The 26,460-nt window shown below is 41.0% G+C and carries 24 protein-coding genes; 11 read left to right on the top strand and 13 right to left on the bottom strand.

Annotated features, from left to right (window positions below; translation table 11 throughout):
- Position 1 precedes the first annotated feature (1 nt).
- The 3 genes from DD657_RS13275 to DD657_RS13265 are packed head-to-tail and all read left to right on the top strand — an operon-like array spanning position 2 to position 2,676.
- Positions 2–1,540: a RagB/SusD family nutrient uptake outer membrane protein gene (locus DD657_RS13275; protein ID WP_287050303.1), complete on the top strand. Its 1,539-nt coding sequence runs from the start codon at positions 2–4 to the stop codon at positions 1,538–1,540.
- Between the two features lie 43 nt (positions 1,541–1,583).
- Complete coding sequence (locus DD657_RS13270) at positions 1,584–2,192, top strand: fasciclin domain-containing protein (RefSeq protein ID WP_287050302.1); 609 nt, start codon at positions 1,584–1,586, stop codon at positions 2,190–2,192.
- A 43-nt stretch (positions 2,193–2,235) separates the two neighbouring features.
- The gene (locus DD657_RS13265) at positions 2,236–2,676 is read left to right on the top strand and encodes a hypothetical protein (protein WP_287050300.1); all 441 of its coding nucleotides are present in this window, start codon (positions 2,236–2,238) and stop codon (positions 2,674–2,676) included.
- Positions 2,677–2,832: 156 nt separating this feature from the next.
- On the opposite strand, the gene DD657_RS13260 is transcribed toward DD657_RS13265, so the two are convergent.
- From DD657_RS13260 to DD657_RS13250, 3 genes are read right to left on the bottom strand one after another with little or no spacing between them, the layout of a single operon-like run.
- Positions 2,833–3,324 carry a hypothetical protein gene (locus DD657_RS13260; RefSeq protein ID WP_287050299.1) on the bottom strand — a complete coding sequence of 164 codons (492 nt, stop codon included), beginning with the start codon at positions 3,322–3,324 and terminating at the stop codon, positions 2,833–2,835.
- An 11-nt stretch (positions 3,325–3,335) separates the two neighbouring features.
- Positions 3,336–3,647 carry a hypothetical protein gene (locus DD657_RS13255; protein ID WP_502696228.1) on the bottom strand — a complete coding sequence of 104 codons (312 nt, stop codon included), beginning with the start codon at positions 3,645–3,647 and terminating at the stop codon, positions 3,336–3,338.
- 59 nt (positions 3,648–3,706) lie between these two features.
- The gene (locus DD657_RS13250) at positions 3,707–4,297 is read right to left on the bottom strand and encodes a hypothetical protein (protein WP_287050297.1); all 591 of its coding nucleotides are present in this window, start codon (positions 4,295–4,297) and stop codon (positions 3,707–3,709) included.
- A 138-nt stretch (positions 4,298–4,435) separates the two neighbouring features.
- On the opposite strand from DD657_RS13250, the gene DD657_RS13245 reads away from it, so the two are divergent.
- A complete protein-coding gene (locus DD657_RS13245; RefSeq protein ID WP_287050296.1) occupies positions 4,436–4,663 on the top strand; it encodes a DUF4372 domain-containing protein in 228 nt (75 codons plus the stop codon).
- A 16-nt stretch (positions 4,664–4,679) separates the two neighbouring features.
- Here the strand turns inward: DD657_RS13245 and DD657_RS13240 are convergent, their stop codons facing one another.
- The 3 genes from DD657_RS13240 to DD657_RS13230 are packed head-to-tail and all read right to left on the bottom strand — an operon-like array spanning position 4,680 to position 7,316.
- The gene (locus tag DD657_RS13240; RefSeq protein ID WP_235837439.1) at positions 4,680–5,114 is read right to left on the bottom strand and encodes a hypothetical protein; all 435 of its coding nucleotides are present in this window, start codon (positions 5,112–5,114) and stop codon (positions 4,680–4,682) included.
- Positions 5,104–6,207, bottom strand: coding sequence for an RHS repeat-associated core domain-containing protein (locus tag DD657_RS13235; RefSeq protein WP_287050295.1), 1,104 nt, complete (start codon positions 6,205–6,207; stop codon positions 5,104–5,106). The genes DD657_RS13240 and DD657_RS13235 overlap by 11 nt, the downstream gene beginning before the upstream one ends.
- Positions 6,208–6,224: 17 nt before the next feature.
- On the bottom strand, positions 6,225–7,316 hold the full coding sequence (locus DD657_RS13230) for a hypothetical protein (protein ID WP_287050293.1): 1,092 nt from the start codon (positions 7,314–7,316) through the stop codon (positions 6,225–6,227).
- Positions 7,317–7,523: 207 nt separating this feature from the next.
- On the opposite strand from DD657_RS13230, the gene DD657_RS13225 reads away from it, so the two are divergent.
- A complete protein-coding gene (locus DD657_RS13225; RefSeq protein WP_287050292.1) occupies positions 7,524–7,772 on the top strand; it encodes a hypothetical protein in 249 nt (82 codons plus the stop codon).
- A 93-nt stretch (positions 7,773–7,865) separates the two neighbouring features.
- Here the strand turns inward: DD657_RS13225 and DD657_RS13220 are convergent, their stop codons facing one another.
- From DD657_RS13220 to DD657_RS13195, 6 genes are all read right to left on the bottom strand, one after another.
- Positions 7,866–8,942: a linear amide C-N hydrolase gene (locus DD657_RS13220; RefSeq protein ID WP_287050290.1), complete on the bottom strand. Its 1,077-nt coding sequence runs from the start codon at positions 8,940–8,942 to the stop codon at positions 7,866–7,868.
- Positions 8,943–8,959: 17 nt separating this feature from the next.
- Positions 8,960–9,742, bottom strand: a complete 783-nt coding sequence (hdhA, locus tag DD657_RS13215; protein ID WP_068690976.1) for a 7alpha-hydroxysteroid dehydrogenase — start codon at positions 9,740–9,742, stop codon at positions 8,960–8,962.
- A 207-nt stretch (positions 9,743–9,949) separates the two neighbouring features.
- Positions 9,950–11,434 carry a metallophosphoesterase family protein gene (locus DD657_RS13210; RefSeq protein WP_068690974.1) on the bottom strand — a complete coding sequence of 495 codons (1,485 nt, stop codon included), beginning with the start codon at positions 11,432–11,434 and terminating at the stop codon, positions 9,950–9,952.
- Positions 11,427–11,912: a bifunctional adenosylcobinamide kinase/adenosylcobinamide-phosphate guanylyltransferase gene (locus tag DD657_RS13205; RefSeq protein ID WP_287050287.1), complete on the bottom strand. Its 486-nt coding sequence runs from the start codon at positions 11,910–11,912 to the stop codon at positions 11,427–11,429. Before DD657_RS13205 ends, DD657_RS13210 begins: the two co-directional genes overlap by 8 nt.
- Before the next feature lie 5 nt (positions 11,913–11,917).
- Positions 11,918–14,125 carry a HAMP domain-containing histidine kinase gene (locus DD657_RS13200; RefSeq protein ID WP_068690971.1) on the bottom strand — a complete coding sequence of 736 codons (2,208 nt, stop codon included), beginning with the start codon at positions 14,123–14,125 and terminating at the stop codon, positions 11,918–11,920.
- A 17-nt stretch (positions 14,126–14,142) separates the two neighbouring features.
- Entirely contained in the window at positions 14,143–15,381 is a 1,239-nt protein-coding gene (locus DD657_RS13195) for a hypothetical protein (RefSeq protein ID WP_068690969.1), read from the bottom strand.
- Between the two features lie 626 nt (positions 15,382–16,007).
- Between DD657_RS13195 and DD657_RS13190 the strand changes: the two genes are divergently transcribed.
- Complete coding sequence (locus DD657_RS13190) at positions 16,008–16,208, top strand: hypothetical protein (protein ID WP_148453324.1); 201 nt, start codon at positions 16,008–16,010, stop codon at positions 16,206–16,208.
- A complete protein-coding gene (locus DD657_RS13185; protein ID WP_287050284.1) occupies positions 16,186–17,208 on the top strand; it encodes an LPO_1073/Vpar_1526 family protein in 1,023 nt (340 codons plus the stop codon). Before DD657_RS13190 ends, DD657_RS13185 begins: the two co-directional genes overlap by 23 nt.
- A 136-nt stretch (positions 17,209–17,344) precedes the next feature.
- Here the strand turns inward: DD657_RS13185 and ettA are convergent, their stop codons facing one another.
- Positions 17,345–19,033, bottom strand: coding sequence for an energy-dependent translational throttle protein EttA (ettA, locus tag DD657_RS13180; RefSeq protein WP_068692285.1), 1,689 nt, complete (start codon positions 19,031–19,033; stop codon positions 17,345–17,347).
- A 233-nt stretch (positions 19,034–19,266) separates the two neighbouring features.
- Between ettA and DD657_RS13175 the strand changes: the two genes are divergently transcribed.
- From DD657_RS13175 to DD657_RS13160, 4 genes are all read left to right on the top strand, one after another.
- Positions 19,267–20,709, top strand: coding sequence for an alpha-amylase (locus DD657_RS13175; protein ID WP_021989212.1), 1,443 nt, complete (start codon positions 19,267–19,269; stop codon positions 20,707–20,709).
- A gap of 28 nt (positions 20,710–20,737) precedes the next feature.
- Complete coding sequence (locus DD657_RS13170) at positions 20,738–22,414, top strand: glycoside hydrolase family 13 protein (protein WP_287050280.1); 1,677 nt, start codon at positions 20,738–20,740, stop codon at positions 22,412–22,414.
- Positions 22,415–22,699: 285 nt separating this feature from the next.
- Complete coding sequence (locus tag DD657_RS13165) at positions 22,700–24,424, top strand: ABC transporter ATP-binding protein (RefSeq protein WP_068690966.1); 1,725 nt, start codon at positions 22,700–22,702, stop codon at positions 24,422–24,424.
- 2 nt (positions 24,425–24,426) lie between these two features.
- Complete coding sequence (locus tag DD657_RS13160; RefSeq protein ID WP_287050277.1) at positions 24,427–26,193, top strand: ABC transporter ATP-binding protein; 1,767 nt, start codon at positions 24,427–24,429, stop codon at positions 26,191–26,193.
- The last annotated feature ends 267 nt before the right edge of the window (positions 26,194–26,460 follow it).

Here is a 26,460-nt window from a genome sequence, read left to right as displayed (position 1 = left end):
TATGAAAAGACTGATTAATATATTGGGCCTGCCGGTTTTTATGTTGGTGTGTTTGCTGCCGGCAGGGTGCGATGATTTTTGTGACGGATTACTCTCGCAGGAGCCGGAGACGATGGTTTCCGATGTGAATTTCTGGCGTACGGAGGATGATGTCGCTGCCATGACAGCACAGTTGCATGCCCGCCTGCGCAACTGTTTCAGGCGGGTGGAAGCCCGCGCTTACCGCGACCGCGGTCTGCCTTTTGATTTTAAAGGTTACCTGTGGGCCAATATATCGCGCAATGAACTTGAAAAATCGTGGACGCTGACGTCCTCGGTGCTCGACTGGCGGAACGAATACGGCGTCATAGCGGTAGCAAACCAGATTATCGACAATATCCACCGTGCGGGGCTTCCCGCTGACCGGCGGGATTATTATCTCGGGCAGGCTTATGTGGTGAGGGCATGGATGTATTTTTATATTCTCCGGACTTGGGGGGATGCGCCGCTGGTGCTGAAATCCTTTGACAAGGAAGCCCATGGCCGTGCCCCTTGGAGGGAAATCGCCGGTAAGGTGATGTCTGATTTGCGTGAGGCAGCTGTTATGCTTCCCCCTGCGGGTGAGTTGAAAGACAAGGGCGGGGCGAAGGTTATGAGCAAGCAGGTTGCCAGCCGTGGTACGGCATGGGCTTTATTGGTTCATGTGTGTGCCTGGACGGCTGCTTTGAACGATGAGCCTGAACTGCGGAGGGAGGCGCTGCGTGCCGCTGATGAGGTGATCGGCGGTGGCGAGTATGCATTGGTAGGAAGCCCGGCAGAGGTGTGCAGTACGGTTTTGCAGGGTAACAGCCAGGAAGGGATTTTCGAACTGGATTTTTACGATATAGAAGGGGAGGAGAACCTTGCGGGATCGACGCTGGCTTTGTTTTGCGAGACCTGGCCTGTTGTGCCGATCTATACGTCTGCGACTCCCCGGATGAATCTGCGGCTGAGCTTTGAGGCGGTCGACCGGCTTTATCCCGATGCGGTCGACCTCCGGAGGAAAGAATATTTTTATGAGCTGGACAGCACGCGTGATTTCCCTGAGGCGGTAAGCCAGAATTCCGCCTATATATGGAAATTCCGCCGCCTGAAATTCCATGAGAGCGGTTGGCTGGCGGGGTTGCCGCGTATCCTTGACCAGAACGAGATATTGGTGCGTTTGCCGGATATCCTGCTGTTGCGGGCTGAGCTGCGGGAGTTGGAAGGTGACATTGCCGGTGCTATAGCCGACCTGAACACGGTACGCAAGCGTGCGGGGGCGCGGCCCTATTCCCCGGCAGAGGGAAGTCTGAAGAGGGCTATTTTTATGGAGCGTTTGAGGGAATTGTTCTGTGAAGGCATACAAACCTATTTTTTCGACGCCCTCCGTACCGGTTATTATAAAGAGGTGCTGGATGGCCGTTTCCGTACGGTTGCCGACCGTGATGCCCTGTACCTGCCTGTAGGCGTCAATGCTTTTTATTTCAATCCTGTGATGACACAGAATGCTTATTGGGCGAGGAACGGCTTTGCCATTTAATGCCGGTGGACGGTTTAAAGTATCATTTAATAAACACAGAATTATGGAAAAATATATATATTATCTGGTAATGATTTTTTCGGTTTGTGCCTGTACGGACGGGTATGTGGCCGATGGTGGGTTGGCCGATGGCAACCACGATTGCAGTGTGTGGGAATATATGAGGCGCGACCGCGGCAACTGGGATTCATTGGTGGTGGCTGTGGAACATGCCGGGTTGGAGGGGCTGTTCGACGGCAGTGACCCGGAATACAGGGAAATAACGGTTTTCGGGCCTGTAAATTACAGTGTGATGAATTTGCTGTTCAACAGCGGTGGCAGGTATAATTGTGTGCGTGATATCCCTGTCGATGCCTGCCGGCGCATGGTGATGTCGCATGTGTTGCCGGGGAAGCACCTGAAGGAGAGTTTCGGCTATGAAGTGAAGGGGACGCTGGAGGGCGGCACAGTAGTCGGGAACTTACTCGGCGGCAAGCTGCGTGTTTACCGCATCCGCACCCCCTACCTGGATGTCCCTGATATCGGCCCGGAAGGTTTGGGAGTGCATGCTTTGGGCAGCGGTTTTATGACGAAAGTTGCTTCGGCCGATATCCGGTGTACGAACGGCGTGGTCCATTCGCTTAGCAATACCTACAAATGGACGGAATGGTGATATCAGGCCACATACGGATAATTTTTATTAAAAAACAAAGCTTATGAAAAACATACGGATATTATTATTGTTATTGCCCCTTTTATTGTTTTGGGGATGTGAAGACCGGGAAGGTTACCTGGACGCCCTGCATGCCCGTTATATCCCTGACAGTATGACGGTGAAAAGCGTGCTTCGGCCGGAGGAAAATGCCGACGATGCGCGGCGGGTAAAATTCCGGATCCCGTGGCAATCTCCGGTATTGCAGGGAGTGGAAGGGACTAATCCGCGGTCATACCGGATATACATGGTGGAGAAGGAAAGCGGCAAAGCCGGGGAGGCTATCGCACAGCAATTCCGTTTGGGGGTAAGCGGCATTATCGAGTTGGCCTGGGACCACACCGTCCCGCCCGGTTGCTACCGGATCGGCCTTGAAATTTCGAACGCGGGCGGTAAAAACAAGTACTGTTTCCCCGGGATATTTACTGTCATAGTAGAACCCTGAACCTCCCCGATAACGGAAACATCATCCGGCATCCCGATACAATTTCTCATACACACACCGCCGGATGACCGTTTCCTTTTTTAGTCAGCTATTTTAGGCTGAAGAGGCCTGCCGAATCCGGCAGGCCTCTGTTTAGTTGTGTTTATTCGGAAAGATTCACCAGCAATAATAATCCACTAACGTTAATTTATTGTCTGAAAAATTAAAGATCCAATATGGGAACTCTTCAATATAAGGTAATTCTTCGCCTGTTTTATAATTAAATTGTTTCTTTTTTGGAGTTATAGTGAAAATATTATTGGGATTACAACCATAAACAAAGAAATAGTAATTATTTAAAACAAAATACCCCATTGCATTTTCATCAATATATGGTTTCTCATCGGCTTCCATGCCTATTTCATAAATACATTCGTCATTCTTTTTTTCAATTTTCATTATGAAATAACGATATGTCATATCTTTAATTTTGGGGCATTTTTTCTCAAATACTAAAGAGTCGAATGTTGATAAAAAAGAACTATCTTTAATTATCAACTCATTAATAGTATATGAAAAATGTTGTTCCGGTATAATTAAGCTCTGTGATTGAGCTATAAAAATAAAATTTATGAAAAAAAAGGCCAGATATAAATTTAAATGTTTCATAAATGTTTGTATTAAAAAGGTATTTTCTTTTTTGTAGGTACGTGATATATATTGTAAGAGGGGATTGGCATGCCTTTTGATTTCAAATAGTTGTTTATACTCTCTTTAAAGCCTAAATCTCCTTTTGGTTTTGGCTTATAATTACCACTTGGAGTTTTCCCCCGTGGATGACTATGATTTAATTCCCGGATTGTATATCCATGTAAAAGTTGTTTTTTAAGTAATTCTGTCATTCCGGGTTCTTTTGCCCTAATATGTCCGGTTGTAACAAAATTCAATCCTTTATTTCCTGCAATACCGGTCATTGCTTGGCTGATTTCCACATCGGTCGTACTGCCTGTGACATTATCAGTAGCACTTTACCCCCGTCCCTGGGTGCTTATTAAAAAGATTCCCGATACCAATTGGTATCTATTTTTTTATATGTTTTGGTTTTTTCCTTGAATATCTTAATGTCTGCGGGGTTGTCAGTATACGTAAAAGCAGAATAATGATCCAAAAAACCTCGGTCGATGTAAAACCTGATTGTGAATTTTCCGTCTTCGGTTTTATAAATGACAATCTCATTTCCTCCGTTTGAAATAGGAGGAATATTCCATCGTTTTAGCTTACAGATATTTTTGTTATATGATGAATTTGGCTGTAGCTGATTTGTTTTTACTAATGCAACGATTTTATTTCTTGTACTTTTTCGCAAATTCCAATCTATTTTTTCGATGAGGATGTGCCTGAAAAATAACGATAAACTTCCGATTACAATTGTCGATATAAGTCCGGCTTTTTGTATGCCGGTTATAAGCTTTTTTTTCATTAAAACAAAGGTTAGCCCAAAGGTTAATGCTGCACCTATAAGTATATAAGGAATGAAGAAAAGGCTGGTTAAGCCGGAGGTATAGTAATAAATTAACGGAGCCTGAAAGATTGCCATTAATAATACGATACCAATTAATATATTGTATCTGTATTTTCTCATAGATTTAAAGATAGTAGTGGTGCGATAAAAATCTAACCACTGTTGTTAAAATATTAATTTATAAACAAATACGATCGTTCTTTGATTTTTTGATTTGAAAGTGATTTATTAGTCTTGTAGTTTCAATACATCAAGATTATGAATCAGGGTAAATATGTATTCTCCCAAATCATCGAGTTTATATCACATTACCAATTTGACAAGTTTGTAAAACAATATAAAGGGGATTGGCATGTCAAGAATCTAAATAGTTATAATCACCTTCTTTATCTGCTTTTCGGGCAGCTGACAGGATGTGATTCGCTCAGAGATATCTGCCTTTGTTTGGTAGCACTTTATCCCCGTCCCCGTGTGCTTTTGGAATAACATTTCATTTGCATAGCTATTTTGTATAGTTGATAGAAATAACTATCCATCCCTTTTGACGTTTCTCTAATCCATAAGTTATCATTTTAATATTCGCTTTTTTATCTTTTGCTTTGAAATAAACTTGTGCATTGTTGCCTTTGATCGTTTCTTCTATATCATAATTTCCATATCCAAAAGCGTTTGAATTTTTTTTCCCCTTACCGAGGTTATAATGAAATTTAATCATTTTTATCCAATCCTCTTTGGGATTTTTTGAGCCTAATTTTGAATATACCTGTTCTACATCTATATATTGCATCGCGTCATCTAAATGCATAGATTGTTCTGCATCTATCAGTTTTACAACAGTAACAAAAGGCGTTTCCAATTTTATCGTTTTACTGACAGAGCATGAACTCATAGATAATATTAAGAAACAAAACAGGGATGAGGTAATTTTATTTTCCATAATATTGTAAATAAGGTTTGGCGACAACAGATTTTGGACCTTTTATATTCTTAGCACCAGGTAATGTCATTACTGCATTATAAAGATTATTCGGTGCTGTAATTCTTGTATTATGATACATCACATTTAGTGGAAAAGGAACTTTTACATATTGGCTTGCATCCAAAGTTGAAAAAACAGTTTTTAGAGAACTTTCCGCAAATGTTGAGCAATTGAAATTACTTGCATTATATGCTTTATCTGAATTAGCTGTTCTGGACGTATAACCTTGAATTTTTAAATCTTGATCATAGGTTGTATTAATTTGAACAATCCCATCGGCTGCCCGTCCTTCTGCACTGACATTCCCATTCCTCGATCCTGTAGGATCTTTCGTTTTTAAGTCTTCTAAATTGTCGATTATTATTCCTTTTGAATAATCAGGTTTTACATTACTTTGTAGTTCTGTTTTCCCTATTGGACTATTGGGCCATAAATCATAATACGTCATAGTTCCGTCTTTAACCATTTCATAAGTAGTGTTTCCTTTACTATCTAAAATAATATTTCCTTTTCTATCTCTGGCTTCTTGTCGTTTATAATTATCTATTGCAATACCTGCGTGGCCTGTTTCGTTATTTTTCGAAAACCAAATTAACAAATAACTATCTCTGCCATCGGGGTCAATAACATTTGTCGGGTTGTTCCAGCAATAGTTGTACGGACTCAAATCATAATATTTTTCACTTAGGGGATCAACGGAGAGCCATCTTGCCTTTTCTTTGGTGTCGAGTTGTTTTTGGGTGAGGATTTTGCCGTTTTTATCGAATAAGGTTGCAATCCCCGTTTGTGTATCCAGTTCCAGTTTTGTTAAAGAACTTGTTTTATCTTTGTTTGTGATATTGAGTTTGTACTCTCTTTTCCTTTCGTATTCGGTCGTTAAGAGTATGCCGTCACTTCCAAAGATAGAATAAGGATTTTGATTTTGCAAAGTTGTATTATACAATTTGTTTTCGGTGAATGTAATTTCGGAAGATTTATTTTTCCGAATGATTGTAAACAGGCAACAACAAATGCCGATTGTTATAAGTCCCATGTAGATTTTTGTTTTCATTGCATTACGGTTTTAATTTATAGTTTACTGTCAGTATTGTTTTGTGTGCGTTGCTTGTTTTTTTCAGCTTCCATATCGTTCAGCCATTTTGAGTATTGTTGTTCGGTCATTTCGCGATATCCGAGGGCTTCTATCTTTTTCTGTGTCACTTTAAATTCTTTGTGGTTTGCCCTTAAAAATTCATCTGTTTTTTCCCCGTTTTTTTTGATATACTCCAAACCGATCGTACGGAGTGCATTGTGTTTTTCCATAAGGGCGGGTAGGTTGTGGGGGTAGTACTGAAGTGATTTATTATAGCATTGTAGTACAAACGGAGTGTATCCGTATAAATTTTCATATCCGTTGCCCAGTTCATACAAAAGGAATGCTATGTTTTGTTTTTCACTCATGGCATCCATATAGATTTTATTTCGTATGGCTTCTGCGGAAATGTTCATGGAGGAGATGATGTAGGGATCGGATGCGAAATGGCCATTTGTCAGCTCAATGTTTACCCATCTGTTGTTTTCTCCCGGATGTTTTATGTAAAGGTGGTTCGGGGCTTGTGCCAGATAGGCCTCGGAGCCGATTTCATCGGCAAGAATTTTATAGAATATGGGCAAAGACCGGCATTGTCCCGTATGGGTTTGCATGAGTTTTGTAATGAATATTTTAGTATAGTCTTCCCGGCCGGTAAAATCTTCAAAATCGTAGGTGTAGGGTTTGTTCCCGTTCATCCAATTTGGTTTTGTGAAAAACTCAAACAGGGCATAGTTTCCGGCTGTCCGGTATTGGCCGATACCTTTTTGACGGATAAATCTTTTTAAGTTATCTGCATGTTTTGTTATCTCGGTACAAAATTTTTGGTAATCCGGTTTTCCGTTTAAATAGGCCCATTCCAGGAGAAATACGGCTCTTTTGAAACTGACAGGTGATTTTTCTTCAATCATCCCCAATATCTCATTGTAACTGATTTTATATAATGAATCCTGTGAAACAGGAATCGTGTCGGCCTTTGGCATTTTTCCGTAACCGATTGTGTTTTGTTTTTTGCTGTTTTTACAAGATATCATAAAACAGGAGAGGTTTATGATCAGAATCAGAAACAGGTATCGATGTGAAGATTTCATAGGTATTGTTTTTAAGGTTTTGCTGTTTTCTTTTAAAGGTAGCGGCGATTTTTTTATTATACAAAATAAAAACCTTATCACTGCTATTGTAATGCGTTGATAATCAATCGCTGTTTTTGTAAAAACCTTATCATCGTAAAATCACTCTGTTTTTGCCCTGAATAAGAAACGGAAAGACGGGGATAAACGGAAAGATTGTAAATACGGATGGTAAGAACAAGCGTTGTTTTTCGGTGTATATTCGTGGGCGGGAGCAGAAAGGCGAGTAATTGGTTTATTTCAGTAAATTACGGGATGTCCGGGGAATGTGAACGCCGGAATTGTGAGGTAAACCGAAAGGCAGAAAGCCGTTATCAGGTAAGTAAGGTGGTTCTTTGGGTTATTGATGCCGAATCCGGAAAATGGATGTATCAATTGGAGTTCTATATAAAGCGGGAATGTTTACCGGAAATCTAGGTAAGTGCTGTTTTCAGAAAATAGCACTTTAGCCTCGTCCCCGTGATTAAAGAATCGGGGTGGTTGGGTCGGGGATTGACGGGGAGCTTGATACTATTCTACTTGCAGGTATTCAATGGGTTGTTGCCGGGTTTTGTCCAGAGGAAACGATTGGTAGCGAACTGTGTTGAAATCGATATTTTTCAGGTCGATGCAGCGGATGGTTGAGTTGTAGGCTGTTTTGTAATATATTTTACGGTTGGTGAGATCGATGGCGGAGGTCCATTGGGTGGCACTTGGGAGGTCGGGGGATTCGCCAACGGGATGTTCTATACCGATAGGGATGTCGAAATTATTGAGGATGTGGAAGCATTGGAGGACAGTTTCAAAGCCGGTAGGCTGCTGGGGGGCTGTTGCTTTATAAAAACTGATCCGGACGAAACGGGAAGGCGGGGTCACATCTCCGGGCAATCCTAAAAATCCTGATCCAGCCCCTAAAGCAGTCAGAGTGAGGTTGCTTAAAGTGTGTGGGGCAACACCTCCCGGAAAAAGGTTTATGTAATTGTTCAGGTTGGTGAGGTGCCATTCGAATCCGGGGGAGTTGGTTAATACTCCTACGGGGTTATCGTAAAAATGAGGAATGCCGTCTACAATTTCCAGTACCGCCTGTTTGCCGGTTGAATCGCCTATGCGCCAGTGGACGGTGGAAGTGGAGCCGGGCTCGTCTATGCCGATAATCCGGATGGAGTGAAGGGCTGTTTTAACTTCGTCGACAGAAGAGAATTGTGCAAGCATCCAGGTTACCAGTTGCAGGTCGTTTACAGTACGGAGGTTTTCTGCCGGGTCGTAGGCTGAGTAGCTTCCGTAGCGGGGGAAATAGAAAAGGCCCGCAGAAAGCCCTGCTTCATTGAGCCCTTCTGCAATGAATTCTTTTTGTATGATGGCCAGGCCGGCTACGCCGTATTTCGTTTGGAAGGTTGCTCCGTTGAGTCCTGTCGGGGTATAGGTTTTTATTTGTCTGCCTCTGGGGATAATGACGTATTCGCTGGGTAGGTAGCTTTCTCCCCACTCGATGGTGCGGGCCTGGATATAAGCCCCGTCTTTGGCTTGCAGGGAAAGCCCGGTGCAGGCCTGTAGTGAAAAATGAATGCTCAGTAAGAAAGTGAGCAGGCTGAGGGTTAAGTATCTCATAAATGATAGGTTTAAAGTTAGGTGAAATCTGCGACGGTTGGGTTGTGGATGGTCAGGCCACCGTCTGCTATGAGGGTTTGACCTGTGAGGTATTTTGCATCTTCTGAGGCTAAAAAGGCTACAACAGAGGCGATGTCTTGTGGTTGGCCAAGGTAAGGAAGGGCGTTGTGTCGGGCAAATATTTTCCGGGTTTCTTCCGGGAGATTGCTTAGTGCTGCGGGGGTCAGTACCAGACCGGGGGCAACGGCATTACAGCGGATGTTGTGTTTTCCCATTTGGGTGGCCGTGTAGCGGGTTAAGTTGATGATCCCTGCTTTGGCAGCTCCGTAGTAAGTGCCTCTGAAATCTCCAGTGATCCCTCCGATAGAGGCTATATTCACGATATTTCCTCCTTTTTGCCGGATCATTGCCGGGATGACGAGCTGGCTTAAATAGATTGCACAACGTAGATTGATATGGAAAGCCTGATCAAAATAACTGATGTCCAGGTTTTCGATATTTTTATCTTTTTGCAGATCAGTGCCTCCGACATTGTTGACCAGAACGTCTATCCTTTGGTATTTTTCAAGTGTCAGTTCGGTCAGTGTCCGGCAGCTTTCGAGATTTTCGGCAGAGAAATAAACCGGGTAAACTTCGTTTTTTTCTGTTTTTAAGTCCTGTGCCAGAAGTGCTGTTTTTTCTTTTGCAAAATCTGCCATTACAACTGTTCCGCCTTCAGACACGATGCGCCGTGTGGTAGCTTCTCCTATTCCGGAAGCTGCCCCGGTGACGATCACAACTTTATCTTTAAATCTGTTCATTTCAATCTCTTGTTTTCTTTTATAACGATTGTGAGGGAAAATGGTTGGCAGGGTGTGTTGTGATTATTTTTAAAGCCCTCTGGAACTGCTTTCCGTGCTATAAAAGCCTGTTGTATTGTGTTATTTAGTTCTATGTATGTGGAAAATTGAAACCAGAACGCCGAAGGATAAATGAATCAAAATCTCATTCATAAACTGAATAGCACTTTACCCCCGTCCCCGGGTGCTTATTGAATCCTGGATTATGGATGTATTTAATTCAAGTCCTTTCTTCCAGTCTGATTCTGTGCTATCAAAAAAAATGGGGGTAATTTTTAATGATTTTAGTTCTTTTGTGTTAGTTGGAGATATTTTGATAATATTAAAACTTCTTTGACGGTCGTTTGTTGGCGCATATCCGCCGGTTGTATTGGTACAAATAGAAGTTATATGACGTATTTCTGAGTATCCTTGATAATTTAAACAAGAAAAAGATAAATTGAAAAAATTGGAAAAATGTGAATGTCCGGTAAGTATCAAGTTGCATTTGTATTTTGTAAGTAAGTTAATAATCAATCCTGCATTAATTAATCCTTCATTGGTATCTAAATTGTTGAGGGAAAAATTAGGAAAAATATTATGATGAAAAATAGCTATTCTTAATTCATTAGGCAGTGGTTCTGCTTTTGCCCAATTGCTATTCTCAATATATTGTATGACATCATGGCTTATCATCCCAATACCTTTGTTGTGAGGATCTAAAAATACTGAATTTAGTCCCAATATTTTTATTTTACCTTGATTGAATTCTTGAGTAAAACAAAATGAATCCAAAGTAGACTGGTTAAAATTTAATTTAGTGTAGCCCACTAATTGATGAATAAAGTTTAAAGAATTATCAAATACTTTTTTATAAAATTCCTCAAGATATTTACCTGGAATCTGAGAGGTTTCTCCTTTTGAAAAATTGTTCCAATATGCATCATGATTGCCAGGTACTATTAAAAGTTTATCAAAATCATTTGTAGTATTCTTGACTATTTCCCTAAGAATTTCAGCGCAACCTGATAAATCTTTTTCTGGCATTTTACTCGCATAATCACCTGAAAATACGATAAAATCTATTGGGGATGAATTATTTTCTTTTTTTAGGAAATTTATAAGAGTGGAAAATAATTTTTTTTGTTGATTAGCTTGTATCTCGTTTAAGGTAGAATCATAATGAAAATCGCTTAAATGCAAAATTGTCAGAGGTTTGAATTGTGATATTGTGACAATATCTTTGATAAAATCCTCATCTCCTTTACTTGCTTTATCGTAAATGCCTATTAAATTGTTTTTGTATTGTTTTTTGATGGTTCTAAGATCATTTTCATATGGTTTTCTTTGGCTGGTATATATAACAAATGGAACACCTTTAAGAGAAAGACTTTCAATTAAATCTGTGTATCTCTGTTCGTCTGGATCAGTAATGTTTTTAAATTGTAGATCAATTATTATCAAGTCATAATGTTTGTTGTTATCTGTATTATTATTGCTTTTATCATTACTCCTGATAATGGCAGATAAACCTATTCCAATATTAGATATTGTTTTTATTTTTATATCTGGGTTTCCTCTTTCCAGTTCATTTTTAATTATGTTTAGAGATTTATATGATGCAGATGTTGAAACCCAATCGTCATCAATCCATAAAATATTGAATTCATTCATATCTCCAGTCGATTATAGTATTAATATTTAGTTTTTCGATAATTTTATTATGAATTGCATAAAGATCATTCTCTGTTTTTGTTTGGTTACAGATATCCACAAAGAACCATTTTGCATTTAAAGAGTTTACGATTTCGATTATAAAATCTGCAAATGCCAAAGCATTAATTTTTGTATTTCCTATCTTATTTTGAAAGACATACCAAGTCCAGAGCCCATCAAGTAAAATTGCACAATTGGGACAAAATTCGTATATCTGTTTTTTTATATTATGAATATCTTCTTCCAAGTTGAAAGATAACTCTATTGTGGTCCACTTTTGGCTTCTCCTTTTTCTGTGTGATATAATTGTATTGGTATAAATTTTAAATTGTGGTAGAGTTGCAATATAAAATAGTTTATTAAAGTTTTCCATCTTTTGCTCTACAAAAACTGATTTTCCACAATTTCGTGGTCCAATGTGAAATTCAATATTCATTATTATTATATAGAGTTTGTTAAAGGAATTGTTAACGTTTTCTTTTCATCATCACCTTCGAGTAGCCATGGAGCTTTTTGGGTGTAAATATCTAAGAATTGTTTTAGATTTTTTAAACCGTTTCCACCATTAGTTGGATCCTTAAGACTTTTCACTTTTTTATTTGTATTAAGAGAGTTGATTACTTCTTTAAAATTGTAAAACTCTCTTGTATTGTCACTATATATTAAATATGTTTTATTATGGTTTTGAGTACAACTTATTTTAATATCAATAGGGGCAATTTGATTTCGTTTACCAACTTCTTTCGAATTTTCGATTAAATTCCTTATTAATTGAACTGTTAAAGTGGAATGAAACTTTGCTATAATTGTTTTTCCCCGAGTGAAGGTAACATTAATATGTTTAGGAATGGTCCCTCTGATTAAAGTAATATAATTATTAATTATCTCATTGAGATCCGTGATTTCGGCTGGTTGATTTAATTTTTCAAAATTGATATTTAAACTTTCATCAATGATGAGATTAATGTTTTTAATTTCTGATTTAGCATCATTTAAATTTTCAATTAAATCGGCTGTAGGTATAAAATTATGGATATTCCCGTTTTTAGAAAAATTTTTAACAAATAGTTCAATGTTGTTAATTGATCTTTCAATATTATTTGTTGCATTGCTGAGATCATGCATTATAATTTGTTTTTGTTCCAATACAATTTCATTAAAAAAAGACATTCGTAATGATTGTATTCTACTGATACTATCCATATAATTGTTCAAGACATTAATTAGTTTGGCGTAATCTAGTAATAACGAGGATTTTATGTTCTTTATTTCTTGAGTGGTTAAAGCGACAAATTCTTTCGCAAAAGGAGATTTTTTCCCCTTTTGAATATAAGAATCAATATGTTCTTTATCTGTATTTAATGCTTCTGTGAGAAAGGAAATATATTCATAAAGTTTTTGATAATATTTTAATGCTTCATCCCAATTACTTAATTTAACATGGGATTCTGCTAGTTCCTGTAGTATATTTGAATATATTTTATTGATGATGGTTTTTTTATTTTCGGAAAATAATGATAAACCTTTTTGCAAAGAATTTATTGCATTTAATGTTTTAGTTTCTTCTGTTTCACCTTTACTCCAATAAGACTTTTCAAGATAGGCTAAAGCCATATGTTTTTTATCTTTATAAATTTGCGCTTCTTCAATACAATTATTAAGTATGAATTCAGCATCATCGTCTTTTAATCTATTTATTTTATATTTTAACCACTTATTTTTAGAGTAATCTATATTTTTATCAACTTTACGTAATAAAGATATAAAAATGATTTTTCGAATATATTCTGCTTTAGGGTTTTGATTTAGTCCGCTAAGGAGTTCCTCATAATTTTCTAAATTTTTTTTTAATTTTCTAATTTTTTTATTATTGATAGAATCAATAATGTCCAATTCTAATGATCTGAATGAAATTCTTTGATAACTTAGAGGATGGATTGATTTCTTTGAATTTAATAAATTATTGTATATTTCTATACTTTGTTTTGGATTAATTTTTCTAATTTCCTTAGCATAGGTGTCTAAACATATTTGGACCCAACGCTGCTTGAGGTCTGGAGGATCCGACAGTCGTGAGAAACTGATTTGACTATATTCAATGCATAGTCCATCACGTTGTAAATAATCAGAATCTAATTTAGATTGCAGTGCAAATGTATATGAAGTTTTTGCTAATTTTTGAGAGATTCTTAAAACTTCTCGAAAACATTTATTAGCTTCTTCAAATTTGCTTTGTCCTTTTAGATATTTTACTAAGCCTTTGTAGTAATTGAACCTGTCTTCGTTATTTTTTATTTTTTGTATTTTTACGTCAAATAATTCAAAAAGTCCATAGAAACCATAATAATTAATGGCATTAAGGGCCTGAGTAATTTGGTTTATGTTTAGTTTATGCCCAATAAGATAACTACCAATAATTATTACAAGCCAATCTAAAGGAATCACTTCGGTATTTTCTGACATACCATAGGTGGATAAATTTAATCTTTCTTTTAATATATTAGGTTTAGGAATTTCTATTTTTGACCAATCAATATCTTTTCTCAGAGAAGTTTGAAATTCATTAATTTCTATTGTCAATTTGTTACTGTGCTGAAAATCGATAAGTTTCTCTTTGATTACAGCAAGTAAATGATTAAATTCATTCATAATACGAAATATTGTGATTATGATAAATTAAAATCCTTTTGGCTAATTTGTTTGCTATGATGTAACATCCATATTTCTCTTGTTTTGTACAGAAGTAATGCATATAATTTATCTTCATTTAATTGTTCTTCAGGTATTGGAAGATGATGATTTTCATATAATTTATATGTTTCTAAAGATTTTATGGGATTTTGCTTATCAGAAAATATTATACAATTATTATCTATAGTGTAAATGTTAGATAAATGATTAAATCTGCAATTAATTAAATTTGGAGAAAACATGGGTTTACTAATATGAGTTTTTCCATTGCCTATAAGTAATTGAGGGGTACAATTGTTATTGTGATAGTTAATAATCCATAATTTAGAGTGATTATATAAAAGTAATAGATTGAGTCTGAAACTAGATATGTGAGGTGTAATATTTTGAGAATCAATATAAAATGATTTTATGCCAACTATTTTTTCGGGTAACTTTATTTTTTGAATTTCAGTGTATTTCTTTTTTATTTCTTTATATTCTAATATATGTAATGTGTTGGTTTGGCTATCATAAAGTGCTAATGTTGGTATGTCTAAGTTTTTGATGACACAAAATGAATCTGGTGAGTATTTTTGTTTTGTCAAATCATTTAATTTATTACTAATGACAAAATTCTTTTTAGAGCTTCTATAATTGCCAATATATATATCTTTTGATTCCTTTAAAAAAAAGTATATAATAGATTCATATTCATTTATAGTAAATATACCTAATTCTGCATTTTCAATGTTTAAACTTTTATGAGGTAACTTGATCTCTTGGACATCTATTTTCTCTCCAAAGCCATTGATTGTTAGGTAAATGTTAAGAAAATAGTATTCGTTTTTTGCTTTAGCTAAAGCAAATAAGTGTCTTTTCGTACTTACTATTTGCAAAATAGAATATTCTAATTTATATTCTTCGTATGTATCATTTCGAAATTTTTCTTTAGCAATCTCTACAAATGATTTTACAGAATTGGCTTTATTTTTAGATGCGTCAGGGAAATATTGTGAATAGATTGTGTTTGATATATTATTTTTTAAAAAATATACACGTTCGTTATAAAGTACATAAGATAGTGTTGATATTTTCTCTGTAATTGCTAATTCTGAAATAGGAACCCAATAATTATTAATTGAATCCTCTTCAGATTTTTGAATTTGAAAACTATTTGATGAATATGCCAAAGGCCAATATCGATAATTTCCAATGAAATCTTTGTTATTCATGAAAAATATATTTAAAAATGAATTTTTATGTACAATTATATAAAATAATTTGTATAAATAAAAAAATGTAGTAATAAAATTTATTGATTACATTTTATTTATTTAATAGATAAAATCATATTTGAATTTAGATAAGAATTACATATAGTTACTTAAAGGATGTTGATTCAGAAATTATAGATTGTTGAAAACACATGTAACATAAGGAGGGAGTATATTTGTGTTATTAGATGAAAAGGTATGTGGATACGGAATTATTGAAAGTTCCGGTTTTCTTGTGCCTGTTATTTCTGTATTGTCAGATCAGGTAACAATTGTTTATTCCAAATCCCATTCGATACCGTAGCTTGTATTTTCTTCGAATTTGTTATCCATTTCTGATATTAGTGTATTTTTATTATGATGTTTTATTAACCTCGGAAGCAAAATGATGTTTTTAATAATGTGTTTTGTTTTTTATCCATTGGGTGTAGGGCGGCTTTTATTTGTTGTTAAATCCGGTTTCTTTGTTTTAAGCTTAAAGTTTGGTTTGTTGTAATTTATGATATTCAGTAGGGGAGCGGGGGGTAGTTTTTGTGGCTTATTTATTATTTTTGTGAATCGGAATGTTTCTATTTGAGAAGATTATGGACGGATTTGTTGATTTTTTATCGGAAAATGCGGTTTGGCTTGTACCTGTTACGGTTGCCGTTATCAGTGGTATATTCGGGGTTGTAAAATTCCGGATGGGCAAAAGGAGGACGGTCAGCCAGAAAGCAAAGACGGGAGACCGGAGTCATATTATTCAAATCGGAGGCGATTATCATGCAGACAAAACAAGAAGCTAAGGCCGGAGAAAACGCTACAATTATTCAGGTAAACGGAGATTTTAACCAGGGGCTGACCGGCGAGGATGTCCGTCGGATTTCATCGGAGGTAATAAGGCGGGAACTGGATATACTGGCCAGCGAGGCCCGTCAATTGTTTGAGGAGAGGGTGGAGCAGTTGGCCGGGCGGCTTATTGAGTCCGTGTCGAAAAAGGATCGTTTATTGTTCAGAAGGTTTAACGAGCCTGCTATACAGTTGGCGTTGCACGCTATTTATTGTGAGTATGGGAAAAGTGGCGATGAGACATTGGGAGAGGGGCTTATAGAACTCATGCTTGAAAGGTTGGGAACGACGGAAGGAAACCGGCGGCAATTGAGTCTGGATGAGGCGTTGGTGTTATTGCCGAAATTAACGAAGCCGCAGGTTGATTTTCTGGCTTTTTTTTGTTTTGCAAAAGCTCATAAAAATCTGCCTGCCGATCTGATGGTTAAAGTGATCGATGCGATGGCCGGTGTTATTCCGTCTGTCTCGGGTTTGGATTATAGGGACATGTCCTATCTCCTTTCGGTTGGATGCCTCCACCCTGTTCCCCGTTTCAGGCGGACGATCCCGATAGGAGAAGAGTTGACATATAGCTATAACAGGCTGTATCCGAATGGGATCAGTGCCGGGGTTTTGGATCAATATACGGGAGGTTTTCCCCGTGATCAGGTAAATTTGATGTTCCGGTTTGATGAAACCGTCGGTTTATATTATTTTGTTAAGGGTAGCTATCAGGAGTTGGTGGATGCGGCCCTTGTTCCGGAACGTATTGCAGGGTCAAAGCAAATTCAGGATTTGTACCATCGCTTTACGAAACAGCGGGAAGATGTCGAACGGTATTATATTCAGAGGAATCCCTTGTGGAGAGATATTTTTGAAATGTGGAAAAGATGTTGCCTGTCCCAATATGATCTTTCTTTACCGGCAGATGATATCGCCGGCCCTGCTTTAATGCGGATGCTGAAAGCTGCTCTCTGACTCCGGGAAAATCGCAATGATGGATTTTATGGGTGTGAACGGCAGTGATGGCCCGGTAATATCCGGGCAAAGAAAGGATAAGGGGATGCTGGATGAAGGGGACGGGAGACACGGCGGGATGTTCCCGTCCGCCGTGTTAGTCTGCAGTTAGTTTCCGGTAGCGTACCCGCTTGGGTTCGACATTTCCGGATAATTTGCGTTTGTGTTCTTCGTATTCGGAGTACGAGCCTTCGTAAAAGACGACATCCGAGTCTCCCTCGAATGAAAGGATATGGGTGCATATACGGTCCAGAAACCAACGGTCGTGTGAGACGACGACGGCACATCCGGCGAAGTTTTCCAATCCTTCTTCCAGTGCCCGGAGGGTGTTTACGTCGATATCGTTTGTGGGTTCGTCGAGCAGCAATACATTCGCTTCTGCTTTCAGGGTGAGTGCCAGATGGAGGCGGTTTCTTTCTCCGCCGGATAGTACGCCACACGGCTTTTCCTGATCGGCTCCGGCGAAATTGAATTTAGAAAGGTAAGCACGCGCATTGATTTCTTTGCCTCCGACACGGATAAGTTCCTGTCCGCCGGAAATAACCTGGTAAACGGTTTTTTTCGGATCGATGTCTTTGTGGGTCTGGTCGGCATAGCCGATTCTGACTGTTTCACCTACTTCAAACGTGCCCTTGTCGATGGTTTCCATGCCCATGATCATTTTGAACAGGGTGGTTTTTCCGGCTCCGTTCGGACCGATCACACCTACGATGCCGTTGGGCGGAAGTATGAAATTCAGGTCGTCGAACAACAGTTTGGTGCCGAATGCTTTTGCAACGTGTTGCGCTTCGATCACCTTGTTTCCTAACCGGGGGCCGTTGGGAATAAAAATTTCCAGTTTGGCTTCACGCTCTTTCTGGTCCTCGTTCAGCAACGTTTCGTACGAGTTTAACCGGGCCTTACCCTTGGCTTGCCGGGCTTTGGGAGCCATGTTTATCCATTCCAGTTCGCGTTCCAGTGTTTTACGGCGTTTGCTGGCTTGCTTTTCTTCCTGAGCCATCCGTTTGGTTTTTTGATCCAGCCAGGAGGAGTAATTGCCTTTCCAGGGAATTCCTTCGCCCCGGTCGAGTTCCAGTATCCACCCGGCAACATGATCCAGGAAATACCGGTCGTGCGTGATGCAGATCACCGTGCCTGCGTATTGTTGCAAATGTTGTTCCAGCCAGTCGATGGATTCCGCATCCAGATGGTTGGTCGGTTCGTCGAGCAGCAATACATCCGGTTGCCGGAGTAACAGGCGGCATAGGGCTACCCGGCGCCGCTCTCCTCCGGAAAGGGTATCTACAAGCTGATCTTCGGGCGGACAGCGCAGTGCATCCATGGCACGTTCCAGCCGGCTGTCCAGGTTCCATCCGTCGGCAGCATCGATCTTGTCCTGCAATTCTGCCTGCCGGCTGATGAGGGCATCCATTTTTTCCGGATTATCGAGTACATCCGGGTCGCCGAATTTCTCATTTACTTCTTCAAATTCTTTCAGTGTGTCGACGATGTCTTGTACGCCTTCCTGTACGATTTCCTTGACCGTTTTGCCGGAAGCCAGTTGCGGATCCTGTTCCAGATATCCAACGGAATAACCCGGAGAGAAAACGACTTCTCCCAGGTAATCTTTTTCGATGCCGGCAATGATTTTCAACAGGGTTGATTTACCGGAACCGTTCAATCCGATAATACCGATTTTAGCTCCGTAGAAAAAAGAAAGGTATATGTTCTTTAATACTTGTTTTTGAGGAGGGAATGTTTTGCTGACTCCCACCATGGAAAAGATGATTTTTTTATCGTCTGCCATAATTGATGTATTTTTTATGATTGGTTGACTGCCTTGTCCGGAAGTGCAGGTATGCAAAGATATAATATTTCCGGTGATATTGAGCATTCGCCGGGTTCTGCGTGAAGATACCGGTCGGTTTCCCGGGGCTGGAATTTCTTTTTTTGTTTTGGTTCCGGTTTTTTTGAAGAATTGCCGGGTGATTGTAACCCTATTGTTTTTTTGCCCGTTTTATTTGAATAAATACAAAGAATATGAAGAATGGAGTGATGATGCAATATTTCGAATGGAATATGCCGAATAACGGGAATTTATGGAAGGAACTGAAGGCGGATGCTGCCCATTTGCATGAAATCGGTGTGACTTCTGTTTGGATACCGCCAGCCTATAAGGGGTTGAAGCAGGAAGACGAGGGGTATGGAACGTATGATTTGTACGATTTGGGCGAATTCGACCAGAAGGGAACGGTACGTACGAAGTACGGTACGGTGCAGGAATTGAAAGAGATGATAGCGGAACTTCACCGGTATCAGGTCAGTGTGTATCTGGACGCAGTCATGAACCACAAAGCCGGGGCGGATTATACGGAGAAGTTTCTGGCCCGGGAAGTCAATCCGGAACAGCGGGAGGATGCGGAAAGCGATCCTTACGAGATTGAAGGGTGGACGGGTTTTAATTTCCCGGGACGCGGGGATAAGTATTCGGCTTTCAAATGGCACTGGTATCATTTTTCCGGGGTGGATTGCGACGCATCAACCGGTAAAGAAGGGATATTTCAGGTTGTCGGGGAAGGCAAGGCATGGAACGGAGGAGTGGACGGTGAAAACGGGAATTACGATTTTCTGATGTTCGCCGATCTTGATTTCGATCATCCGGAAGTGGTCGGGGAAATGAAAAACTGGGGTGTTTGGGTATCCCGGGAACTGAATCTGGACGGGATGCGTCTGGATGCCATCAAACATATCAACGACCAGTTTATCAAACATTTTCTGGAAGCGGTAAGGGCAGAACGGGGGGATCGTTTTTATGCCGTGGGTGAATATTGGAAGAATGATAAGGAGTCGCTGGATGAATATCTGGCTCAGGTGGAATACCAGGTCGATTTATTCGATGTACCTCTGCATTACCATATGTTTCAGGCCTCACAAAAGGGACGTGATTTTGATCTGAGTACACTGATCGAAGGTACATTGGTGGCCGATCATCCGGATCTGGCCGTTACTTTTGTGGATAATCATGACTCACAGAAAAACAGTTCACTGGAATCTCAGGTGAAGGATTGGTTTAAGCCGATGGCTTATGGTTTGATATTACTGATGAAAGAGGGGTACCCCTGTATTTTTTACGGGGATTATTACGGGGTGAAAGGCAAGAAATCCCCGCATCGGCTGATTCTTGATATTTTGTTGGATGCCCGCCGTAGATACGCTTTCGGAGAACAACATAATTATTTTGATCATCCGAATACGGTCGGTTTTACACGGACTGGAGACACCGAGCATCCGGGATCCGGTTTGGCTTTGCTCATTTCCAACGGAGAAGACGGGCATAAAACGATGGCTGTCGGCCAACATCATCGGGGCGAGTACTGGTATGAGATCACCGGCAACCGGAAGGAAGAGGTCATGATTGATGAAAAGGGGGAAGGGACATTTCCGGTGTCGGGCGGAAAGCTGGCGGTATGGGTAAAACGGTAATGAATATACAGATAAAAAACAGGGAGTTATGAAGCAGGCAAAAAAGCGGACGGATTGGTGGAAAGAGGTCGTCGTATATCAGATTTATCCCCGGAGTTTTATGGATAGCAACGGGGACGGGATCGGCGATCTCCGGGGAATTATTTCCCGGTTGGGTTATATACGCAGTCTTGGGGTGGATGTTATCTGGCTGAGTCCCATTTATGCTTCTCCGAACGACGATAACGGATATGATATCAGTGATTATCGTGCAATTATGAAGGAGTGCGGGACAATGGAGGATTTTGACGAATTGCTGAGGGAAGTACATAACTGCGGGATGAAGCTGGTGCTTGATCTGGTGGTCAATCATACGAGTGACGAACATCCGTGGTTTGTGGAAGCCCGGAAGTCCCGCGAAAATCCCCATTATGAATATTACCATTGGTGGCCTTTGGAAAAAGGGCGTCCGGCTTATCGTCCCAGTTATTTTGAAGAGAATGCCTGGCGTTATAATCCCCGTACACGTTCCTGGTATTTGCATTATTTTTCCCGGAAGCAGCCTGACCTGAACTGGGAGAATCCCGGGGTTAGGCATGCTATTTACGATATGATGCGTTTCTGGCTGGATAAAGGTATCGACGGTTTCCGGATGGATTCAATTCCGCTGATTGCAAAAGATACGGCATTCCCGCCCATTGATAGGCGGAAGTATCCCGATGTGTTTTCTTATTATGCCCACGGACCGCATTTACACGATTACCTGCATGAAATGTATACGGAAGTGTTGAGCAAATACGATATCATGACTGTCGGGGAAGGTTCGGCATTGGGGTATAGGGATGTTGCCGGCTTTGTCGAACCGGAACGGCAGGAGTTGGATATGCTGTATGGGTTCGGGCCGTCAGAGGTCCGAAATAATACCGTCCCGGATACTCCGGATTCCGGTATACCCTATAGTTTGCTGGCTTTAAAAAAGATGTTCGGGGATTGGGATAAGGCCGTGGGGAACGGTTGGCCTGCGATATATATGGGAAATCACGATCAGCCGCGTATGATTTCCCGTTTCGGGAGCGATTTACCCGAATTCCGGGAGGTGTCGGCCCGGATGCTGATCATTTTTTTACTGACAATGCGGGGAACTCCCTATTGGTATGCCGGGGATGAGATCGGGATGGTGAATGCCGGATTTAATCATATCGGGGACTACAGGGATGTTGCCGTACTGAACCAGTATAAGTCGTTCAGGAAACACCGTAAGGATATGACGGAATTTATGGAACAGCAAAAGCAAATTTCCCGGGATAATGCCCGTACCCCTATGCAATGGGACGATACGCCGAATGCCGGTTTCTCATCTGTAACACCATGGCTGAAGGTCAATGCCGGCTACAGGAAGGTGAATGTTGCGGTGGAGGAAAAAAATCCGGATTCGGTGTTAAATTATTTCCGGAAGATGATTGCTTTCCGGAAAGCAAATCCCGAACTGATTTTTGGTACCTGGAAGCCGGTCGACCGGAAGAACCCCAAGGTGTTCGCCTATATCCGGGACGGAGGAGAACGTAAATTCCTGGTTATATTGAATTTTTCCTGCCGGGAGGCAAGTTGTCGCCCGGGTATCTGTCTGACCAGGGCAGAAGCCCTGCTGGATAATTACAATGACTGTCCTCCCTTGGGCAAAGAGATCCGGCTCCGTCCTTTCGAAGCCTTGGTGCTGATCCTGTAAGTTGCGGTGTCTGTTTATTCGATGTCAGAACGATGTGTTGAATTTATTTGTTTGTAACATAGGGATACAGATATAATGACATTTTATCCGAAAACTGTAAAATGATGTTGAAGATGTTGATTGTTATTATGGGATCATGACAAGCGGATCGGTTTAGTTGTGATTTTGGAAATGAAAAGTTTACTTGTTTTAAATTCAAAAGTTTTGTACTTATATGCTAAACACAACATAAATTTTGTTATTTTCGTTACAGCTTTATGGGTTTTATGAAGATAAGCGGGAATTATGTATAGGTATTGGCATATACTGCGCAAGTACAGGGGCAGCCTGGCGGTTTGTCCTTTGCTGGTGTTGGTTACGGTGTGGTGTGAGACCGTGCAGCCGATGTATATGGCCGAGATTATCGATCAGGGGGTGATGAAACGCGATCTTTCGCTGATTGCGGAGAAGGGTACTTATATGGTGTTGATTTCGTTACTCGGATTGGCTTTCAGTGTGGCGAATGTATGGGTGGCTTCCCGGACCTCGATCGGTTTCGGTACTGATTTGCGGACAGCTTTGTTCGGGAAAATCCAGCAGTTGTCTTTCTTTGATCTGGACCGTTTCGGTACGTCTTCTTTAATTACGCGGCTCACCAATGATATTGCACGGATTCAGCAGGTGGTGCTGATGTCTATGCGGATGATGCTTCGCTCGCCGTTTATGCTGGTGATGGCGGTGTTTTTTGTCATCCGGATCAATGCACAATTGGCGCTTATTCTGGTGGCAGCTATTCCGGTGCTGGGAATCGCCGTTTTTGTGATTCTGAAAAAGGGATTTCCTTATTTCCTGAAGGTACAGCAGAAAATCGATCAACTGAACGGTGTGGTCCGTGAAAATCTGATCAATATCCGGGTGGTAAAATCGTTTGTGCGGGAGGATTTCGAAACCCGGAAGTTTACCCGGAGCAGCGAAGAATTGAAGGATACGGTTGTCCGGGCTTCGGATATTATTGTAACCGTTTTTCCCGTGATGCAATTGGTGATGAATCTGTCAGTGATCGCTATATTGTGGGTTGGGGGATATAAGGTGATGGAGGGAGAGTTGCAGATCGGGGAACTGATTTCATTTGTGAATTATCTGGCGCAGGTGCTGATGTCGCTGATGTTGTTATCGATGTTTATTATGACGACGGCCCGGGCTTCGGCATCGTCCCGGCGGATCAGGGAGGTATTGGATACCACGCCTTCTCTTGCCGATACGCCTGAAGGACTGACAAGCCGGTATAAAATAGAGCAAGGGGATATCAGGTTCGAGCATGTCGGTTTCCGATATGGGGACGGAGAAAATGATGTGTTGAGAGACATCAGTTTTCATATCAGACCTGCGGAGACCATTGCTCTTGTCGGTGCTACCGGATCGGCCAAAAGTTCTATGGTACAGCTGATCCCCCGTTTGTACGACGTGACTGCCGGGGAGATCCGGATTGACGGGATTCCGGTGAAGGCGTATAACCTGCGTGAGCTACACGCCTGTATCGGGATGGTGTTGCAAAAGAACGAGCTATTTACCGGGACGATATTGGAAAATCTGAGGTGGGGCAAGCCGGATGCTTCCCTGGAAGAAGCGGAAGAGGCCTGCCGTGTGGCACAGGTACATGATTTTATTATGGGGTTGGGTGAAAGATACGATACGCTGTTGGGGCGCGGAGGTATTAATTTGTCCGGCGGACAGAAGCAACGGATTTGTATTGCCCGGGCTTTGTTGCGGAAACCGAAGATATTGATTCTGGACGATAGTACGAGTGCCGTGGATTCGGAGACGGAACTCCGGATACGTGAAAATCTGAACCGGATGTTGAAGGATACGACAGTTTTGATTATTACCCAGCGAATCAATACGATGCAGTCGGCCGACCGGGTGATCGTGCTTGAAGACGGTGAGGTAGAGACGATCGGTACGCCTGAGGAATTGCTGGCCACGTCCAGAGTGTATCAGGAGATTTACAGTTCACAACAAATTCCGGATTAGTTATGGCACACGGAGATCATTTGAAATATCAGGCGAGGCCCAGGGCCGGGAAACGGACTCTGATCCGGTTGGCGGCTTATCTGGTGTGCGACCGGATGTTGCTTGTCGTAATCGGTGTCCTGATTGTAGTTAGCATAGCCGCTAATCTGGGAGGATCTTATTTGCTGCGGCCGATCATCAACGAATATATTCTGCCCGGAGATTTTGCCGGTTTGGTAAGGATGTTGGGGATACTTGTGGTCATATACCTGGTGGGGATTGTTGCGGTGTATGTGGAGTATCGGTTGCTGAATAAGATCGGACAGCAGACAGTGGCCCGGATGCGGGCGGATTTGTTCCGGAAGATGGAGCATTTGCCGGTAGGTTATTTCGATATGCATCAGCATGGCGACCTGATGAGTCGCTTTACGAATGATATGGACCGTATCAGTGATGCCCTGACCGACAGTTTGTCGGATATGCTGTCGAGTGTTTTGACGGTAGTGGGTATTTTTTGTCTGATGTTGGTGATCAGTCCGATACTGACATTAGTTACATTGGTGACTGTACCTTTGATGTTTTTGGGTGCCCGGGGTATTGTCCGGAAGAGCCGGAAATATTTTAAGGCACAGCAGGAGTCGTTGGGGAATGTCAACGGTTATATTGAGGAGATGATCAGCGGGCAGAAGGTAGTTAAGGTATTCGGGCATGAACAGAAGGCGGAGGAAGATTTTGGCGACCTGAATCAGGATTTGAATACCAAGTCGTTGAAAGCGCAGTTTTATTCGGGGTTGATGATGCCTGTGATGCAGAATCTCGGTACCCTGAATTATGTATTGGTTACCATTGCCGGGGCTTTGCTGGCCATATTCCGGGGTTTTGATGTGGGAGGATTAGCGGCATTCCTCCAATATTCGCGGCAGTTCGGCCGGCCTGTCAATGAGTTGGCAAGTCTTTATAATAGTATTCAGGCAGCATTGGCGGGAGCAGAACGGATTTTTGAGGTAATCGATGAAAAACCGGAAACTCCGGATTTGCCGGAAGCGGTGGAGTTGGAAGGGGTGAAAGGCGAAGTGATGATGAAAGGGGTATGGTTTGGTTACCGTCCGGAAAAGATGATCCTGAAAGGCATTTCTTTCGAGGTTCCGGCTGGGCGGAAGATTGCTCTGGTGGGAGCAACCGGCGCCGGGAAGACGACGATTCTCAATATGTTGCCTCGTTTCTTTGATATCCGGTCAGGAGAAATCCGGATAGACGGGGAGGAAATCCGTACGGTACGGAGAAGGAGTTTACGTAAAGCGATGGCTATTGTTTTGCAGGATACCCATTTGTTTACCGATACGGTGCGTGAGAATATCCGTTTCGGCCGGTTGGAGGCTACGGATGAAGAAGTCGTAGCAGCGGCTAAGTTGACGGCGGCCCATTCGTTTATCAAGCGTTTGCCCCACGGATATGATACTTTACTTGAGAATGACGGTGCCAATTTAAGTCAGGGACAGCGGCAATTGCTGAATATCGCCCGGGCGGCTGTTGCCGATCCTGCTATTTTACTGCTGGATGAAGCAACCAGCAATATCGATACCCGGAGTGAAATATTGATCCAAAAGGGTTTGGACCAGTTGATGCAGGGCCGTACCAGTCTGATTATCGCTCACCGTCTTTCTACTATTCGTAATGCCGATATCATCCTGGTACTTGAACATGGGCAGATTGTCGAACGGGGCACACACGAGGAACTGCTCCGGATAAAAGGGAAATACTTTACCCTGAATCAAGAACAATTCCGGTGAAAGACTGTGTTTTATGATTTAAGGTGTGGTTGTTTAAGTGAGGTGTTTTTTTCGATAAAATGAAAGATTATTATTAAAACGATAGTTTGTATTTTATTATTTATGTATATATTTGTATATATTGATTAATAAAACTCAATATTTTTTTATGAGAACTTATCCTTTTAGGGATAATTACAGCTAATGAAATAATTTTGGGAAAAATAGAACAGATTGGTTAGAGTACCAGAAAAAACGAATAAACGATAACTTAATATTATGGATAAT

The organism is Culturomica sp., assembly GCF_003524185.1.
Lineage (GTDB): Bacteria > Bacteroidota > Bacteroidia > Bacteroidales > Marinifilaceae > Culturomica > Culturomica massiliensis.
This window is presented reverse-complemented; position numbering and strand designations above follow the sequence as displayed.